At 75.3% G+C, this 16,075-nt stretch carries 14 protein-coding genes; all 14 read right to left on the bottom strand.

Going from position 1 to position 16,075, the window contains the following annotated elements:
* Positions 1-2: 2 nt before the first annotated feature.
* The 14 genes from DMB66_RS18970 to DMB66_RS18905 are packed head-to-tail and all read right to left on the bottom strand — an operon-like array spanning position 3 to position 16,072.
* Entirely contained in the window at positions 3-1,145 is a 1,143-nt protein-coding gene (locus DMB66_RS18970; protein ID WP_125805428.1) for a hypothetical protein, read from the bottom strand.
* Positions 1,142-2,851: a hypothetical protein gene (locus DMB66_RS18965; protein ID WP_125805427.1), complete on the bottom strand. Its 1,710-nt coding sequence runs from the start codon at positions 2,849-2,851 to the stop codon at positions 1,142-1,144. The genes DMB66_RS18970 and DMB66_RS18965 overlap by 4 nt, the downstream gene beginning before the upstream one ends.
* Positions 2,848-4,155 (bottom strand): hypothetical protein, encoded by a 1,308-nt coding sequence (locus tag DMB66_RS18960; protein ID WP_199752480.1) that lies wholly within the window; start codon positions 4,153-4,155, stop codon positions 2,848-2,850. The genes DMB66_RS18965 and DMB66_RS18960 overlap by 4 nt, the downstream gene beginning before the upstream one ends.
* Positions 4,156-4,168: 13 nt before the next feature.
* Positions 4,169-6,139: a phage tail protein gene (locus DMB66_RS18955; RefSeq protein ID WP_125805426.1), complete on the bottom strand. Its 1,971-nt coding sequence runs from the start codon at positions 6,137-6,139 to the stop codon at positions 4,169-4,171.
* A complete protein-coding gene (locus DMB66_RS18950) occupies positions 6,136-8,166 on the bottom strand; it encodes a putative baseplate assembly protein (protein ID WP_125805425.1) in 2,031 nt (676 codons plus the stop codon). The genes DMB66_RS18955 and DMB66_RS18950 overlap by 4 nt, the downstream gene beginning before the upstream one ends.
* The gene (locus tag DMB66_RS18945; RefSeq protein ID WP_125805424.1) at positions 8,160-10,283 is read right to left on the bottom strand and encodes a putative baseplate assembly protein; all 2,124 of its coding nucleotides are present in this window, start codon (positions 10,281-10,283) and stop codon (positions 8,160-8,162) included. Before DMB66_RS18945 ends, DMB66_RS18950 begins: the two co-directional genes overlap by 7 nt.
* A complete protein-coding gene (locus DMB66_RS18940; RefSeq protein ID WP_125805423.1) occupies positions 10,280-10,678 on the bottom strand; it encodes a GPW/gp25 family protein in 399 nt (132 codons plus the stop codon). The genes DMB66_RS18945 and DMB66_RS18940 overlap by 4 nt, the downstream gene beginning before the upstream one ends.
* Complete coding sequence (locus DMB66_RS18935) at positions 10,675-11,397, bottom strand: phage baseplate assembly protein V (RefSeq protein WP_125805422.1); 723 nt, start codon at positions 11,395-11,397, stop codon at positions 10,675-10,677. Before DMB66_RS18935 ends, DMB66_RS18940 begins: the two co-directional genes overlap by 4 nt.
* Positions 11,394-12,623: a phage late control D family protein gene (locus DMB66_RS18930; protein WP_125805421.1), complete on the bottom strand. Its 1,230-nt coding sequence runs from the start codon at positions 12,621-12,623 to the stop codon at positions 11,394-11,396. The genes DMB66_RS18935 and DMB66_RS18930 overlap by 4 nt, the downstream gene beginning before the upstream one ends.
* Complete coding sequence (locus DMB66_RS18925) at positions 12,623-13,282, bottom strand: LysM peptidoglycan-binding domain-containing protein (RefSeq protein ID WP_125805420.1); 660 nt, start codon at positions 13,280-13,282, stop codon at positions 12,623-12,625. The genes DMB66_RS18930 and DMB66_RS18925 overlap by 1 nt, the downstream gene beginning before the upstream one ends.
* Positions 13,279-13,455, bottom strand: coding sequence for a putative phage tail protein (locus DMB66_RS18920; protein WP_199752478.1), 177 nt, complete (start codon positions 13,453-13,455; stop codon positions 13,279-13,281). The genes DMB66_RS18925 and DMB66_RS18920 overlap by 4 nt, the downstream gene beginning before the upstream one ends.
* A 19-nt stretch (positions 13,456-13,474) precedes the next feature.
* Complete coding sequence (locus tag DMB66_RS18915; protein ID WP_199752476.1) at positions 13,475-13,996, bottom strand: phage tail protein; 522 nt, start codon at positions 13,994-13,996, stop codon at positions 13,475-13,477.
* On the bottom strand, positions 13,993-15,603 hold the full coding sequence (locus tag DMB66_RS18910; RefSeq protein ID WP_125805418.1) for a phage tail sheath subtilisin-like domain-containing protein: 1,611 nt from the start codon (positions 15,601-15,603) through the stop codon (positions 13,993-13,995). Before DMB66_RS18910 ends, DMB66_RS18915 begins: the two co-directional genes overlap by 4 nt.
* A gap of 13 nt (positions 15,604-15,616) precedes the next feature.
* On the bottom strand, positions 15,617-16,072 hold the full coding sequence (locus DMB66_RS18905; protein ID WP_125805417.1) for a phage tail protein: 456 nt from the start codon (positions 16,070-16,072) through the stop codon (positions 15,617-15,619).
* Between the last annotated feature and the right edge of the window lie 3 nt (positions 16,073-16,075).

Below are 16,075 nucleotides of genomic sequence, written 5' to 3'. Positions count from 1 at the left end.
AATCAGCCTCCCTGCTCTGTCGCGGCCACCGCCAGCAGCAGGAAATCGGCCGGCGCGGGCGACTCGGTCTGCACCGGGCCGCCCGTCGGGAACGTGACCGTGCGGATCCGGCAGTTCACCCGCCGCTCCTCGTCGAGGTGGCAGACCACGGTGGTCTCGATCGAGATCTCGTCCAGCGGGGGCGCGATCTCCGGGCGATGCGGCCGCAGCCACACGTGCAGCACGACGCTCCCCTCGGCGACCTTGTCCGGGTCCACCCCCGCCGGCAGGGGCAGCAGCAGGCCGTCGTTGATCACTCCGGAGGCCACCAGGACGTCGCCGCCGCGGGGCGCTTCCGTGATCGAGCCGCGGACGGTCAGCGTGCCCGCCGGCGAGACGGTCACGAGGTCCTGCTCGCTGCCGCCGGCGCCGACGGTGCCGAAGAAGAACCCGTCCTTCTCGTCGATCCGCAGCACCGTGCCCGGCTCGCCGACCGGCCGGGTGCGCAGGACCAGCCCGCCGGCCGGCGCCGCCACCACGGCGGCGCGGACCCCGGCGCGGGGCGGCGCCACTCCCTGCGGATCCTCGTCGCTGATGTCGACGAAGTGCTCCCCGTTCCAGTGCACATAGCCGAGCAGGACCCGCCACCGGTCGCCGTCGCCGGGCCCGTCGCCGACCGCCACCGGGTCGAACGCCGTCAGCTGGTCGCCCAGCTTGCCGAAGATGATCTGGTAGGTCTCCTCGATCCGGGCCGGCGGCTGCCCGGTCCCGCACCGGTCGCTGGTGAACGAGAGCGGCACCTGCTCGTCGTCCAGGCCGGCGAGGAAGACCGGGTACGGGTCGGTAGCCGCCGGGTTCTTCGGGTCGGCACCGTTGATCTCCTCGAAGCCCGACTCCAGCAGCACCACCGGATCCGGGACGACGATCTCGCGCCCGGTGCCGTCGATCGCCACCCCGGCCCGGAGGGTCACCTCCACGTACGGGTCGCCGCCGCCGGGGTCCTCCTTCTGCTCCTTGGCGAGCGTCAGCCCCTCGGCGATCCCCCACTGGTGCAGGTAACGGTCGTGCCGGGCGGCGTGGTTCCGCGGGTGCCCGACGCCCGCCTCCAGGTCGGCGGCGGCGAGGATCTGGCCCTCGGAGAACGTGGGCCGCAGCACCGCCGTCACGGCGCGGCCCTCCGCTCCAGCTCGGCGAGCCGCTCCCGCAGGTCGGCCAGCTCGTCGCGGGCCGGTTCCCGGAGCAGGGCCAGCAACTCGTCGAGGTCGGAGCCGTAGACCGGCGGGGCGAGCAGGCCCTCGACGTACGCGAGTTCCAGCGGCTCGTCCTCGCCCTTCTCGCCCGGGTCCGGCTGGTCCGCCGGGGGCGAGCAGCAGATCCGGGTGGCCAGTTCCCAGGCCCGGTGCAGGGCCGGCGTCCAGGCGCCGCCGGTGTGCACCTGGGGCCGCTCGATCGTGCAGATCCGCAGCACCGCGCAGTCCCGCAGGGTGAGCCGGGCGAGCAGCACGTCGGAGTCGGCGCAGTCGTGGCACGCCGGCAGCAGGCTGCGGCAGGCGCAGTCCGCGAGCAGCCGGCGCAGGCAGCCGATCAGCCGCGCCGCCGCCTTCTCGAGCGCCAGCAGATCCCGCGCGTCGGCCGGGCCGGCGCCGGCGGCGGGCTCCGGCACGGGCAGGCTCACGTCCGCCGGGAGCGTGCAGTCGCCACGGTCCGGGATGTTCTCCAGCCGGACGAAGAGCCACTCGCGCAGCCGCCGCAGGTCGGCACGGACCTCCGAGGTCAGCGGCAGCCCCGCGAGGAGCATCCGCCGTTCCTGCTCCCAGCCGTGCTCCGGCCTGGTGCCGCAGCGGGCCACGGCCTCGGTGAGCACGGCCCGGACGGTGGCGCGCAGACCCGGGTCGTCCCAGACGTGCTGGTCCTTGGCCAGCAGCGGTTCGAGGACACCGAGGGCGGCCGCGAAGAGCGATCGGGCCTCGCCCAGCACCTCCTCCACCCCGCCGATCTCCGCGGCGGCGAGGTCGTACCGGGCGATCAGGGCGGCCAGCCGGCGCACCTGTTCGGCGATCTTGCGGGCGGCCTCCCCGGACGGCGTCGGGCCGGCTGCGGCCAGCGTCGCCTTCAGGTCCTGGTACGCGGTGCGCAGCGGCAGGATGTGCTCCTCCCGGAACTCGACCGGCCGGGTGGGTCCCGCGCCGACCTCGGCCAACGCCGGCCGGAACAGGTCCAGCCGGTAGGCCCGCCCACGGATCTCCTCGAACCGGTTCGGGTCGCCGAGACAGCGCGCCAGCCGGGCACCGTGGTCGCCGCCGTGGTCGCCGTGGTCGATCGACTTGAGCAGGAAGCCGTACGTCTCCCGCACCCGCGACGGCTGGCAGTCGCCGCCGCACGAGTCACCGGTGGGGTACGCGGCCACCGGCTCCACCCGCTCCTCCAGGTAGCGCACGTAGAGGCCGTAGTCCCGGTCGTCCGGGTCCAGGCCGGGTGTGGTGCACGGATCGCCGCAGTCCACCCCGAGCGAACGGTGGCGCAGATCGCGCAACAGCGCGGCGACGTCCAGCCGGGCGTCGGACTCCACCACGATGTCGTGCCCGCAGCAGTCCAGGGCGTACCCGGCCCGGACGCCGACACCGCCGCGGCCGCACGGGTCGCAGACCACGTCCAGGCCGCAGACCACCCCCGCGCCGAGGATCATCCGGTTGTGCAGGCGCGCCTTCGCGGTCACGTACCCGGTCAGGGCGCCCAGGTCCTCGTCGGTCAGGAGCTGGCCGGGGAAGAACAGCGGGCGGGTGAGGCCGGCGCCGCTCCCGGCGACGGCCGAGCCGGCACCGCTGCCGCAACCACCGCCGCAGCCGCACCCGGCGGTCGTCACGGCGGTCATCCCGCGCCGCCCGCGACGAAGAACCAGCTCTCGAAGACGTCGCCGCCGGCACCGCTGCCCGACGTCCACGGCCCGAACCCGGCGGGTGGGCGCCCGCACCACCCGCGGCGCGGCTCCGGACCGCCGATGAGCGGGACCCGGCCGCCGACGTGCGTGCCGTCCACCGGCCGGCAGCAGCGGTCCAGCAGGAACGCCGTACGGATGGTGATCAGCACCCGGTCGTCCTCCTGCAACGTCTCCCGGGTGGTCTGCCGGTAGCGCAGCTCCCGGGTGTATCGCTCGCCCTGCGGCACCTCGCCGAACTCGCCGCCCATGAACCAGGAGGAGGCGTTCTTGCCCGCCCCGCCCTCGATCACCTGAATGTCGATCACGCCGCGTTGCAGGCCGCCGACGTGGATGTCGTCGGAGAACCGCACTCGCAGGCCGCCGGCGCGGTCGGTGGTGCCGAGCAGGCGCTTGGTGTCCTCCACGGAGTACGTCTGCCCGTGCTCCCAGCTGATCCCGGTGATGACGGTCGGTACGCGCAGCCCGAACAGCCGGCGGATGTTCATGTGGATCCCCTCCGGACGGACCGGTCCCCGCCAGTCCACGTCGATGCGGGCGAGCCAGAGCACGGGATGCGGCTCGCCGGCCAACAGCTGGTCGTCGACCGGGCCGCAGGTGCCGCAGCGGCGGTCGGATTCCGGCCGCCGGGACGTGACGCGGATCCGGAAGGTCTCCCGGGTCCAGCCGAACTCGCAGTCCGAGGTGTCGCCGCAGTCGGAGACGAAGACGGACCGCGTCGGCGACGTGCCTTCCTCGTGGTAGACGACGCCGATCCAGAGGGTCCTCGGCGGGTTGTCGGTGCGCTCCTCGGCGGGCAGCCGCTCCCAGAGGTCGATCTCGCAGGTGCCGGGCACCACGATCTGGTTGCCCTCGGCGTCGACGCCGAGCCCGGGGGTGATCCAGACCTTCCCGCGCGGCGGCCAGGGCCGGGCCCCCGTCTCGTCGATGGGCTCCGCCCCCTGGGCCGTTTCCTGGGCCGCTTCTTCGGCCGCTTCTTGGGCCGCCTCCTCGGCCGGCGCCTCCGCGACGCCCGAATCCGGGGCCTGTTCGGTAGCGGCGGCGGAGGCCTGGGCGCCGCGCACGAACAGGCCGTGCGCCACCCCGTACCCGAGCAGGCAGCGCACCTGCCGCTTCAGCTTCTCCTGCAGGTATTCCTGCTCCCCACGCAGGTCCGGCGCGTTCAACGCCCGCCCGTGGAAGTACCGCAGCCGCCGCGGAGCGGGCGCGTCGAAGTCGATGCCGGTTTCCGTCATGTCCATCCCTCGATTCGATTCACCACACGACCGTCGTCACGCCGACCGTGGACCGTTCCCCCACCGCGATTCCCCGGTACTCGCCGCGCCGGCCGGGTGCCAGCACGCTCTGCCTGTTCAGCCGCAGCGGCTCCACACCGGCCACCGGTTTCGCCGCCGCCGAACCCAGCACGGCCGGCGGCAACGGCACGAGCGCCGTGTCCACCCCGACCACCGACCGCACCCCCACCACCCAGCCGAGCCCGCCGCCGTGCACCTCGGCGACGGTGTGCGCCGGGGCCTGCGCCCGGACCAGCCGGGCCAGCGCGTCCAGGTCCGGCCGCCGGTCCGGGCGGGCCGGCAAGGAGACCCGGATCCGGTACGCGTGCTCGCGCAGCGGATCCTCGTACGCGTCGCCGTGGCCGCGCAGCGGCGCACCGGCGAGCCTCGCCCCGACCCGCATCCGGCCGCGCGACCGGCCGAAGAGATGCGCCACGCCGAGCTGCCCGTCGACCCCCAACCGCAGCCAGGCCCGCTCCGCCGCGAGCTCGTGGAGCACCGGGTCGGCGCCGAAGACGATCCGCACCGCCCGGGCCACGCCGGCCGGGGTGCCCCGGGCGCGGAACAGCTCGGGCGCCGCGGCGATCAGCTCGCGCCGCACGTCGTCGCCCCAGCCCGCCTCGAACGCGAGCCCGAGCAGCCCGCCCAGCCAGGGCAGGGCCTCGCCGGGAACGGCCCGGCCGTCCAGCAGCGCCGGATAGCGCTCGACGACCCGGTCGACGTCGCCGATGGTGGCGTCGAAGAGCGACAGGAACCGCTCGGCGAAGTCGTCGGCGGCCGGGTCCTCCCGGAACGCCGCCGGCAGCAGCTCGGCGCTGGTGTGCCGGGGGAAGTCGAGCCGGATCCGCCGGACCAGCGGGGTGTCCCGGCCGTCCGAGGTGAGCCGCACCCGCAGGTAGAGGTAGCGGCCCGGGGGCTGGTCGACGAGCGCGTCGAGGGCGCCGGGCGGGAGCGCCTGCCAGTCGGATCCGGCCGGCCGGCCGGCGTCGTCGGCGTCCTCGGTGACCGCGACCGACACCTGAACGGTGGTGCCCTCCGGCACGTCCGCGTCGATCCGCACCCGATGCCACCGGCACCGGGACACCCCGCTGTCGAGCGCGGTGGTCTCCAGCTCGCCTTCGGCGGCCAGCGTGCCGGCGGCCCGGGGCAGCGGCTTGTCCAGCGGGCGGCCCTGCCAGTCGAAGCACTCCAGGCCGGCCTCCGCGGCCGGCGACTCCGGCCGGTGCAGGCAGAAACCGCCGTCCGGATCGTCCACGGCCGACGCGAGGGCGCTCGGCGGCAGCTCCGCGGCGAGGTCGTCGAGGGTGGCCGCCACCGGCGTGGAGCCGAGCCGGTCCGCCACCCAGAGGCGCCGGCCCTCGCCCTCCGCGGTGACCAGCCAGACCCGCCGGTGCGGCCCGAACCGGAGACCCTCGACGCGGCCCGGCAGCCCGGTCGCCCAGGTGCGGCGCAGCCAGCCGTCGGGGGCGTACGCCCGCAGCATCGTCCCGTCCGGCCCGGCGGCGAGGACCGTGCCGTCCCGGGCCACCGCCAGCCGCGCGATCGGGTCACCGGTGGCGATCCCGGTCGGCTGCTCGCCCTCCCGCCACCAGATCACCAGCCGGCGCGGGCCGGCGACGGCCAGCCAGTGTCCGCAGGCCGCGACGGCCACCGGTCGGCGCGGCCGGGGACCGGCGAGCCGGACCGGGGTGAAGCCGGCACCGCAGCCGTCGCGCCGCAGCACCCGGGCGCCGGCCAGCAGATACCAGCCGGGTCGCCGGGCGGGCGCGAGGCGCCGGTCCGGGAACCAGGGCAGCAGCTCGGCCCGGTCCGGCCCGTCGGGGACCGGCCCGAGGCGGGGCAGGCGCAGGCCGGCCGGATCATCGAACCCGATCAACGGCGGTACGGGCGGCACCTTGTCGCGCCGGTCGGGGTCCCAGCCGACATACGCGTCGAGCAGGCGGAAGGTCATCGCCGCTCCCCGCCCGGTTCCGGGGCCGGGATCAGCACCGGCCGGTCGGCCCAGGGCAGCGCGTACCGGCGCAGCGGCGCATCGGCGCAGGGCGGGCTGGGGCGGCCGGCCACGACGGCGCGCAGCAGCGGAACCGCCCGCACCCCGGGGACGGCGAGCAGCCGCCGGACCAGTGCCACATACGGCAGCGGTGCGCCCAGCTGCCACCCGTCCCGGTCCGCGCCACCGCTGACCGGGTGCAGGTAGGCCAGCAACGCGTCGCCGGCCGCCTGGAAGACCTCGGCGCGGTCCCGATCCGGGTCCACCGCCAGCCGGGCCTCGATCCGCACCCGCTGGTAGCCGGGGGCCGCGGCGACCACCCGGACGCCGGCGGGGGCCGCGTAGCCGGCCAGGTGGCGGGCGACCGCGTCCAGAGTGGCGCTGTCCGGGACCGGCGGCATGCCACCCTCCTGCCGGGCGGGGACGACGAAGACCCCGACGACCCCGGGCACGAACGCACCCGGGCGGGCCGGGTCGACCCCGGCCACCGCGTGCGCGCGCGCCACCAGCACACCGGGGGTGCCGGCGGCGAGGTACGCGTAGTCGGCGACGGTGACCGCCCGCCCGCCGGCCCGCAACCGGGCCGGGCCGTGCCGCAGGGTCCGCTCGACCGGTTCCGCATCGGCGCCACCGGAGGCGGGCAGCGGGTTCGTGACGCCGGTGACGAAGGGCAGCGAGGTGACCGTGGCGTTGACCGCCCCGGCGGTGACCGCGCCGGCCCGCCCGCCGCCGACCCGGTAGCTGAGGGCCCGCACGTTGCGGAACCCGGGCGGCACCTTGGCGCCCTCCCGCCCGTCGCCGAAGGTGAGCTCGCCGGTCGCGTGGTCGACGGTGAACACCCGGGCGTCGGGCGGCTGACCGGCCAGGCTCGCCACCTCGTGCCACCGGGCGGCCACCGGCGGGTCCCCGGCCAGGTCGTCGTCGACCACGACCAGCACGCTGCCGGGCACGACCGGGGCGGCGGTCAGCCGCATCCGGGTACGCCCGTCGGCCGGCCCGCTCGCGACCGGCAGCAACGCCTCGTCGCGTACGGTCCGGACCGCGGTGGCGGCGACCGCGTTGAGCCGGATCGCGGCCAGCGCCGGGGCCTGCGGGTACACCCCGTGCGCCAGGATCACCCGCAGCCACCGCAGCTCCGGCAGCGGCCGGGAGGAGGGCGGCCGGCCCGGCGCCCAGCCGATCGGCAACCGCAGGTCGATCGTGCCGGAGACCCGGAGCCCGGCGGTGCCGTCGCGGGCCACCTCCACCGGCCGGTACCGGTTGCCGTCGAGGACCGCCCAGTTCAGCAGCGGCTCCGCCGGGGCCGGTGCGGTGTCCCCGCCCGCACCGACCGGCTCCGGTGTGCCGCCGGGGGCGACCACGGCCTCGACCGTGAGCATCGGGTACGGCGCCGCGGGTCCGGCGAGCCCGAGCCAGAGCACGTCCCCCGGCTGCGGCCGGGGCCCGAACGGCGCGAACGGGCGGTCCGGCCGCACCGGGTCGAGCCGGCCGGCACTGCCGCTGAGCACGGTGGCCAGGGTGGCCGGCGTGGCCCAGAGGTCCCGGTGGGTCTCGAAGACGACCTGCTGGCCGCTGCCGTCGGCGGGCGCCGCGCCGGCCTGGAAGCCCGCCGGGATCAGCACCGACGCGCCGTCCGGCGGGGTGACCGTGAACTGGAGGACGGCGGCGGCCGGATGGGGTGCGGCGATGCCGGCACCGGCGATCCGCAGCACCTCGGTGAGCAGCTTCTCGGGCAACCTGTTGAGGCGCTCCAGCACCGGTGCGGCCTGGACGGCGAACAGCTCGATCAGGGCGCCGCCGGCGTCGGCCGGGTCGGGGCTGCTCCAGTCCGGTGTGTAGGCCGGCACGCGGCCGCGTACCCGGTCCCGGATCGCCGCGCGAACGGCGTTGACCAGTTCCGGTTGCCGCCCGGACGGGCCCGGCCCCGGCACCAGCCGGGGCACGTCACCGGTGAATTCCTTTCCCCACCAGGCCGGCTCGGTCACCATCCGCCTCCCGTCGGGCCGGGCTCCATCGGGATGACCCGCAGGGCCGTGCTCTCCAGCGCGGGCAGTTCGCCGTCGCGCAGCGCGGTGTCCGTGCAGTCGTCGGCGGGTTCGGCGCCGTCCAGGCCGACAGCGACGGCGGTCACCTCGGCGGCGTCGCCGAGCGCGGTCTGCGCGACCCGCACCAGGGCGGTGGGGCGCAGCGGCGCGCCGAACGGCCAGCCGTCCTCGTCGTCCCCGCCGGCCAGCGGGTCCAGGTAGCGGCGCAGGGCGAGCCGGAGGGCGGCGCGGATCGCGGCGGGATCGGCGGGGCGGCCGCGCACGTCCACCCGCAGCCGCACGGTCCGGTAGCGCGGTTCGCCGACGTAGACCTCGGTGCCGAGCAGCCGGGCCCGGTCCAGGCGGGCGCGGACGGCGGCGAGCATGCCGGGATCGGGCCGCACGGCGGCCACGTAGGCCGGGTCGGCCAGGGTGCGGTCGTCGCGGTTCACGGCGGGCAGGATACGTACGCTCACCGCACCCGGCACCTCGGCGCAGGGATAGCCGGGGTGGGCGCCGATCGCGACGTGGCATCGGGCCACCGCCATGCCCTCGGTGCCGCGGGCCAGCGTGCCGAAGTCCTCGGCGGTGACCGCGCGACGCACCCGGGCGAGATCGCCGGCGACCCGCGCGCGGGCCTGCTCGACGGTCTCCGGGTCGCGCCCGCCCGCCGCGGGGACCACATTGGCGGCCGAGATGATCACCTGAGGATCGGGCTGCCGGACCGCCAGCCAGTTGGCGGTCCGGCCGCCGTTGCCGGTCTCTCCGCCGCCCAGCGCGTACCGGACGACGACCGCGCCGGGCACCTCGTCCGGCACCGGGACGGCCCCGGTGAGCCCGTCGCCGAAGCGCAGCGCCCCGGCGTCCCGGTCGACTGTGAAGACGCGGTCGCCGGGGCCGCTGAACGCGAAGGTGGAGACGGCGGTCCAGTCCTGTCCCGTGCCGCCGCGCCGGATCCGCAGCGACGGCGTGAGCCGGGCCGCCTGCCGGTCCGGCCCGGTGGCCCGGATCCGGAGGTCCGAGGTGAGCAGCCGCCCCCGGGCGCCCGGCAGGTCGAGCCGCTGGCCGGGAAGCCGGCGCCAGGATTCCCCATCCGACCGCCCCGCCGCCACCCTTGACCGGACTGAAGACTCCGATGGAATGCCGAGGTCGGCGCCGGTGGCCTCGCGGGCCTCGGCGTGCTCGGCGGCGGCGGCGTTGGGCACGGCCTGCCGCAGGACCGGCGGCTGCGACCAGGTGGCCGCCGCGGTGTGGATCCGCAGGCCGTACCGGTCCGGCGAGGCGCCGGCGCCGCACCACGCGTCGGGAAGCCTCAGCGTGACCACGCCGGAGCGGCGCAGCCCGGCCGTGCCGTCGTCCACCTCGGCGACCGGCCACTCCGGACCGCCGGGCTCATACCAGTGCCAGGTCAGGGCGGCGGGCGGCGGGACGTCCGGCACCGCGCCGGGATGCCAGGACGGCGGGCTGCCGGCCGGCGTGTCGAGCTCCAGGAGCAGGGTGAGCGCCGTGCCCGTTTCCGGCCGCCGGGTCGTGTCGCTGCGCTCGAAGACGAGCCGGACCTCGCCCGGCTCCCCGTCGGCGCCGAGCACGGCGACGCCGCGGCCGGCGCGCAGGTCGGCGATCCGGTCCCGGCCGCCGGCGAGCACCTGCTCCGGCCCCGCCGCGAGCGGCAGCACGGTCACGTCCCCGGCCAGCGTGAAGGTGACCTCCTGGACCGGGTCGCGGGAGAGGACGGTACCGGCGGGGACGGCGATTCCCCGCGCCACCCGGTCCAGGGCCTCCGGGTCGTCGGGCGCCGCCTCGACGGCGAGCCGCAGCACGGTGCCGGCCGGCCGGGCCGGGCGCGGTCCGTCCGCCCCGAGCAGGTCGAGGGCCGCCAGCACCAGGTCGCCGGGGACCTGGTCGAGCCAGTACAGACGCTGCTCGAGCAGGTACGCGAGCAGCTCCAGCAGGGTGATGCCCGGGTCGACCGGGGCGTGCAGGGTCCACACCCCGGCGGACGCGGCGGGAATCCGGCGGCGCGCCGCGTCGGTGAGCGTCTCCCAGGTGAGGTCGTCGAGGACCAGCTGCGGCAGGCTCACGGTTCCACCCCGCCAACGCCAAGGTAGTAGGGAAAGACCAGGTTGGCCCGGGTGTTGGTGTGCCGCACCCGGTAGCCGACCCGCACGTCGACCCGGCTCTCCCCGACCCGCTCGGCGTGCACCTCGTCCAGCTCGATCCGCGGTTCGAAGTCGAGCACCGCCTCCCGGATCGAGTCCTCCAGGTCGCGCAGGTTCCGGGTGCTGTCCGGGGCGAAGAGCAGCTCCGGCGCGCGGGTGCCGAGGTCGGGCCGCATCACCCGCTCGCCCCGCCCGGTCAGCAGCAGGGCCAGCAGGCAGTACCGGATGCTGTCGCCGCCGGAGGCGTACGCGAGCCGGCCCGCCTCGTCGGGCAGGATCGGGAAGCGCCAGCCGGTGCCGGTGAAGTCCTCGCTCACCCGGTCCTCACCACCGTCGAGAGCACCGTCGCGTCCACGATCGGCGGGGTGGGCGTCGACGTCGGCCCGGCCGCCGAGGGGTGGACGTGCGCGTTGAAGAGACCGACCAGCACGTCGCCGAAGGGCACCGGGTGGCCGGCGCCGTCGCCGACCGACACGCTCTTCGCCTCGATCGACACCTGTGGCGCCTTGAGCGTCACCCCGGCCTTCGAGTCGAGCGTGATCCGGCCGTCCGCGGTCACCGAGACGCTCGCCCCGGCGGCCGCCTTGATCCGGATCTCCTTGCCCTGGTCGTCGAGCTCGACGACGTGCCCGGCGGCCGAGGTGACCCGCACCGCGGCCTGCGACTGCTGGTCGTCCAGGAGCACCTGGTGGCCGTGCTTGGTGCGGATGAGCTTCTGGTCGCGCCCGTCCTTGCGCGCGGTGGGCGGCTTGTCGACGCCGTTGTAGAGACCGCCGAGGACGATCGGGAAGCGCATGTCGCCGTGCACGAACGCGACGAGCACCTCGTCGCCTTGTTCCGGCACGAAACAGAAGCCGTAGCCGCCGCCCGCGTACGGCTGGACGACGGGGCACCAGTCGGTGACCGTGCCCGGGTCGAACCAGGGCAGGCTCAGCTTGACCCGGCACTCGTCGTCGCCCTCGGCCACCTCGACGATGGCCGGCGCGACGCCGTAGTAGCGCTGGTCGGTGCTGCGGGAACGGGGCGTGACGCTCATCCGCGGTCACCCGACCACACCCGCCGGCCGGCGAACTCGGTGACGAAGCCGCTGCTGCTCAAGGAGTGCTCCACTCGGCGTACGAAATAGGAACCGGAGAAGCGGGCGCCGACGCCGAAGATCTCGACGTTGTCGCCGGGGCGTAGCTCCGGCAGGCCGGCCACCCGGCCGGTGGCGGTGATGAACTCGTAGGCGCTCTCCCGCAGCAGGCTGGTGGCGAGGAAGCGGGCCTCCTCGACGGAGGCGACCGGAGCGTCGATCACCATGTCCTGGCGGCCCTCCAGGCTCGCCGCCGCCTCGCCCGGGCCGTTTCCGCCGTCCTTGCCGTCCAGGCCGCCCGGCAGGTCCTTGACGTCGGCCTGGTAGGTGATCGGCTTCTTGGTGCGCCGGTCCCAGCCGCGCACGGTGAGCTTGCCGACCTGCTCGGAGAGGGTGATCGCCGGGGTGAAGCTGACCAGATTGGGCACCATGCCGGCCGGCTGGGTGGCGGTGCCGGGCGGCGGCGGCATGGTGCGGTCGCGTTCGCGCCGGGCGCCGGCGGAGAGCCCCGGACCGTAGCCGAACTGGAAGACCCGGACCGGCGCCGAGTCCCGGCCGTCGGACGGGCGGTCGAAATGCAGCACGGCCGGATCGCCGAAGTCGTCGCCCGGCATCAGGTAGCAGTTGAAGTCGATCCGTTTCGCGCGCTCCACCAGGAACGTCGCGTCGTCCTGGTTCTTCTGCACGACCAGCTCGTGCACCGGGCCGTCCTCGGTCGCCACGAACCGCATCTTGTGGCGCTCCGCGACCTGCCGGGCGATCTGCCAGTCGGCGAGCTGATGGTAGGTCTTGGGGTCCGTCTCGCTGGGTTTGCTCTTCTTCAGCAGCTCCATGTCGTCCACGCCGCTTATCGCGATGGTGGGCGAGGCGCCGTCCGGGAACGACGGGCTGAGCGTCTTGACGATCCCGGTGAAGACGAGCAGTTCGGTCTCGGCGTACCCGAGCTTGATCTCGATGCGCCCGCCGATCGGGAAGGTGTCGCTGTGCTTGAAGGTGAGCGTCTCGTCGTCCCAGTTGTTCATGGTGAGGTCGAAGCCGGACAGCTCCTCCAGGTCACGGCGGACCTTGAGGTCGATGACGTCGCCCTTGGTCGCCGGGTCCGCCTCGACCCCCTTGATCCGGACGGAGAAGGCCGGGGCGTACCGGTCGGCGGGCGCGATCTCGCGCAGGCTCGGCGCCACGTCCATCACCTCAGTCTCGGAACCGTCAGCAGCCGGCCGGGCCGCAGGTCACGGGGGTCCTCGATGCCGTTGGCCCGGGCCAGCACCCGCCACGCGCCGGGGTCGCGGTAGACGGCCGCGGCGATGCCGCTGAGGGTGTCGTTGCGGCGCACGAGGTAGCTCTTCTCGACCGTCGGCGAGGACAGTGGCGGGTCCTTCACCTGCCGCTTGACCTCGCGATACTCCTTCAGGCCGAGGTCGAGCTTGGCGCGCAGCGGCACCCCGTCCGGCTTGAAGAGCTGGTAGGTGACGTCGAGCTTCTCCAGCACGCCGCGGAAGACGGTCGGTCCCCAGACGAAGCGGACGATCGGCGGCGCGTGCTCCCGGCTGTCCGGCGTCATCAGCGCGCGCAGCCGGTCGACGAAGCGGACCCGCACGTCGTCGAGGCTGTCCGAGGTGTCGACCAGCGCCTCCAGGGTGAGCGTCTCGCTGCCGCCGCGGACGTACTGGATCGGCGGCGTCTCCAGGCCCGGGATGCCGATCTCGGCGAACGTGTTCGCTTTGCTGATCTTGAAATCGGTGGGGTTGAACCGCAGCGGGATCTCGTTCGTCACCCCGTCGGCGGCCCGCGGCCTGACGATCTCCAGGTGCGCGCGGGCCGGCCCGGGCCCGGCCGGGGCGCTCATCGGCCCGGCTCGCGGTCGCCGATGGCCTGCTCCCGGCCGGTACGGGCGCGGCGCTCGCATTCCCGGGCGTACGCCCGACTCCACGCGTTGATGTGCCGCTCGAAGAGCCGCGCGAAGACCGCGTCGTCGTCGCCCTCCACCTGGAAGTGGACCTCCAGAAGTCCAATCCGCACCGAAGCCATGACTCTCCCCTCAGGCCCGTAGGACCGCGTCGATGCCGGTCTGGCTCAATCCCTCGTGGGCGATCTCGAGCTGCTCGACCGCCACCGCGCTCTGCTCGGCGTGCAGGTCCGGGCCGGTCCACTTGGCGGCCAGCCCGGCGTGGAAGGACCACGCCGCGGCGGGCAGCCCGTCGGCGCCGAGCAGCAGCACGGCCCCGTCGCGGCGGGCGCCGAGCGAGTCGCCCAGGCCGGCCGCGTACCACGCCCAGAGTCCGGGGCCGCGGGCCACGCCACGCTTGAGGGTGAGGCGGTTCCAGCTGTAGCGCAGGGGTAGCTGGTGCACCGCGTCGTTGTGGCCGCCCTCGGCGTACGAGACCACCTCGAGCTGGCCACCCAGCCCGGTGACCTCCTGGAAGGCGCCGGCCGCGAGCAGCGGCAGCAGCAGCGCCTGGGCCGGCGGCAGATAGACGTCGCCGGGGTCGAGCGTCACCAGGAACCGGTGCTTGGGCACCGGATCCGGGCGGAGCGCGTCCAGCGGGGTCGGCGCGGTCACCGTTCGATCACCTCCAGGGCGCGGTCCTGGCCGAGCACCAGGCGGATGTCGATGAATTCCATCGGGTTCGCCGGTGCCACCCCGATGTCGCAGACCACGGCGGCCGGGTCGGCGCCGGGCGGGTTGTTGCGCTCGTCGCAGACCACCGTGAACGCCTGCTCGGGGCGGTCACCGGCGAGCGCGCCGGAGCGGAACGCGGACAGCAGCACCGAGGTGATCCCGCGGACCAGGGTGAACCGCAGCTCGGGGCCGTTGACCTCGAAGATCAGCGGCTCGGCGACCCGGCGGATCGCGCGGACCAGCAGGTGCACGAGCCGCCGGTGGGCGACGAACCGGCCGCTCGCCGCCGGGTTCTCGGCACCGGCGGCGGTCAGGAGCGTGCGGCCGCCCCACACCAGCGGGCCACGCCCGGCCGGGGCGCGCAGCAGGTTGACCCCGGCCGCCGAGAGCCTCGCCTCCTGCTCCACCGGATAGCCGGTGGCCAGGTCGGCGACGTCGAGCAGGGCGGCGTTCGCCGGGGTCTGGTGCGGGCCGCGCTCGCCGTCGAGGCGGGCGATGAGGCCGAGCACGTGACCGCTGCAGGGCACCGTGCGCAGCCCGCCGGCCGGGTCCGCCGGGTCCGGCACCCGGACCGCCGGGTGATAGGCGGCGGCCGCCCGCAGCAGGTCGGGCTCCAGGCCGGCGAGGCCCGCGACCCAGCTCCGCACCTGCTCGGCGGGCATCGGGCCGGCTGACATCGCGGCGGTGCCGGTGACGTCGAGGACGGCGAGCCGGTCGCGCAGCGGGGCGATCTCGGCGAGCAGGGTGCGGAGCACGCCCGTGCGGGACTCGGTATCGCCGAGATCGGCACCGAGGTCGGGGAGCGCGATCAGGGCCGGTTCGGCCAGCGTGGCCTGCTCGCGGACGGCCTCCTGGTAGCCGGCCTCGGTGGGTTCCGGGTCCGCACCGCGGGTGGTGGTGGCGCCGGGCCCGCCCAGCACGATCTGCCAGGTCCGGGTGAGCGGGCCGGACGGGGTGGCCGGCGGCGCCTGCGTGCCGGGGACCGGGACGAGCCGGATCAGCCGGGAGGCGGTGAGCCGCTGCACCAGGACGGCCGGGGGCAGGGCCGGGAAGATCTCGACGGGCTCGCCGGGGGTGGTGATGCGGAAGCTCACCACCGGCGGCCCGGCCACGCTGCTGGCCCGGAAGGTGATGTCGACCCGGGTCTGGTTCGCCCAGGCGCCGGGGCTGGTCGCGGTGATCTCGTACGCGGTGTACGGGAAGCCGCCCCGGGCTGGCGCCGACCCGGTCCACCGGCCGCCGGCCGTCTCGCCCACGGTCCAGACCGCGGCGGCGGTGGCCGCGCCGGGTCCGCCGACCCGGAGCAGCCAGGCGGTCCGGCCGCCGTTGGCGAAGAAACCCCGGACCGCGTACGGGGTGGACCATCGGCCGCCGACCGGGCCGAAGAGCTCCTGTGCCTCGGTCCAGCCGCCCACCCGGCACGGCGTGCCGACCGGGCCACGCGCGAAACCACCGAGCAGCACCGCCACGTCGGTACGCGCCGGGTCCGGCTCGGGCTCGCGCGGCGCCACGGTCACCCGCAGGCCGGGAAGCAGGTCGGCCACCATCTCCGCCGGCCCCCTAGACCGCGATGGCGAGACGCTCGACCGCCAGGACCAGCGTCTCCATGGCGATCTCGTTCTTGCCGGCGCCGAGCGACGGCCCGGTGTACTTGGTCGGCCACGCGCGGTCGAAGTTCCAGCGCATGGCCTCCTGACGGTTCTCGTCGAGCAGGATCACCGAGCCGGCGGTGCGCCGGACCTTGCCGTTGAGCGCCTCGACGATCCAGTTCCAGAACGCGATGTCGCCGGTGATGCCCCGCTTGAGGCTGAGGTTGGTGTACTTCTTCAGTCCCGGGATCTTGCGAACGGTGATGTCCTCGGCCCCGGTCCGGTACTCGATCGGGGTGATCTCCAGCTCGATGCCGGACACCTCGGTGAACGCACCGCTGACTGCGGTGCCGTCGTCGCTGACGTTGGTGACGATGACCTGGAAGTTGTAGCCGGCGTACGGATCGGCACGGAACACGGGCGGCATCTC

The organism is Actinoplanes sp. ATCC 53533, assembly GCF_003947245.1.
The sequence above is the reverse complement of the archived record's forward strand: the minus strand, read 5'-3'. Positions and strand labels throughout refer to the sequence as shown.

What these genes read in the sequence shown, in the direction of transcription:
- DMB66_RS18965 (WP_125805427.1), bottom strand. Translation starts at nt 2,851, where the DNA reads ATGACCGCCGTGACGACCGCCGGGTGCGGCTGCGGCGGTGGTTGCGGC.
- DMB66_RS18960 (WP_199752480.1), bottom strand. Translation starts at nt 4,155, where the DNA reads ATGGACATGACGGAAACCGGCATCGACTTCGACGCGCCCGCTCCGCGG.
- DMB66_RS18955 (WP_125805426.1), bottom strand. Translation starts at nt 6,139, where the DNA reads ATGACCTTCCGCCTGCTCGACGCGTATGTCGGCTGGGACCCCGACCGG.
- DMB66_RS18950 (WP_125805425.1), bottom strand. Translation starts at nt 8,166, where the DNA reads ATGGTGACCGAGCCGGCCTGGTGGGGAAAGGAATTCACCGGTGACGTG.
- DMB66_RS18935 (WP_125805422.1), bottom strand. Translation starts at nt 11,397, where the DNA reads ATGAGCGTCACGCCCCGTTCCCGCAGCACCGACCAGCGCTACTACGGC.
- DMB66_RS18930 (WP_125805421.1), bottom strand. Translation starts at nt 12,623, where the DNA reads ATGGACGTGGCGCCGAGCCTGCGCGAGATCGCGCCCGCCGACCGGTAC.
- DMB66_RS18925 (WP_125805420.1), bottom strand. Translation starts at nt 13,282, where the DNA reads ATGAGCGCCCCGGCCGGGCCCGGGCCGGCCCGCGCGCACCTGGAGATC.
- DMB66_RS18910 (WP_125805418.1), bottom strand. Translation starts at nt 15,603, where the DNA reads ATGGTGGCCGACCTGCTTCCCGGCCTGCGGGTGACCGTGGCGCCGCGC.
- DMB66_RS18905 (WP_125805417.1), bottom strand. Translation starts at nt 16,072, where the DNA reads ATGCCGCCCGTGTTCCGTGCCGATCCGTACGCCGGCTACAACTTCCAG.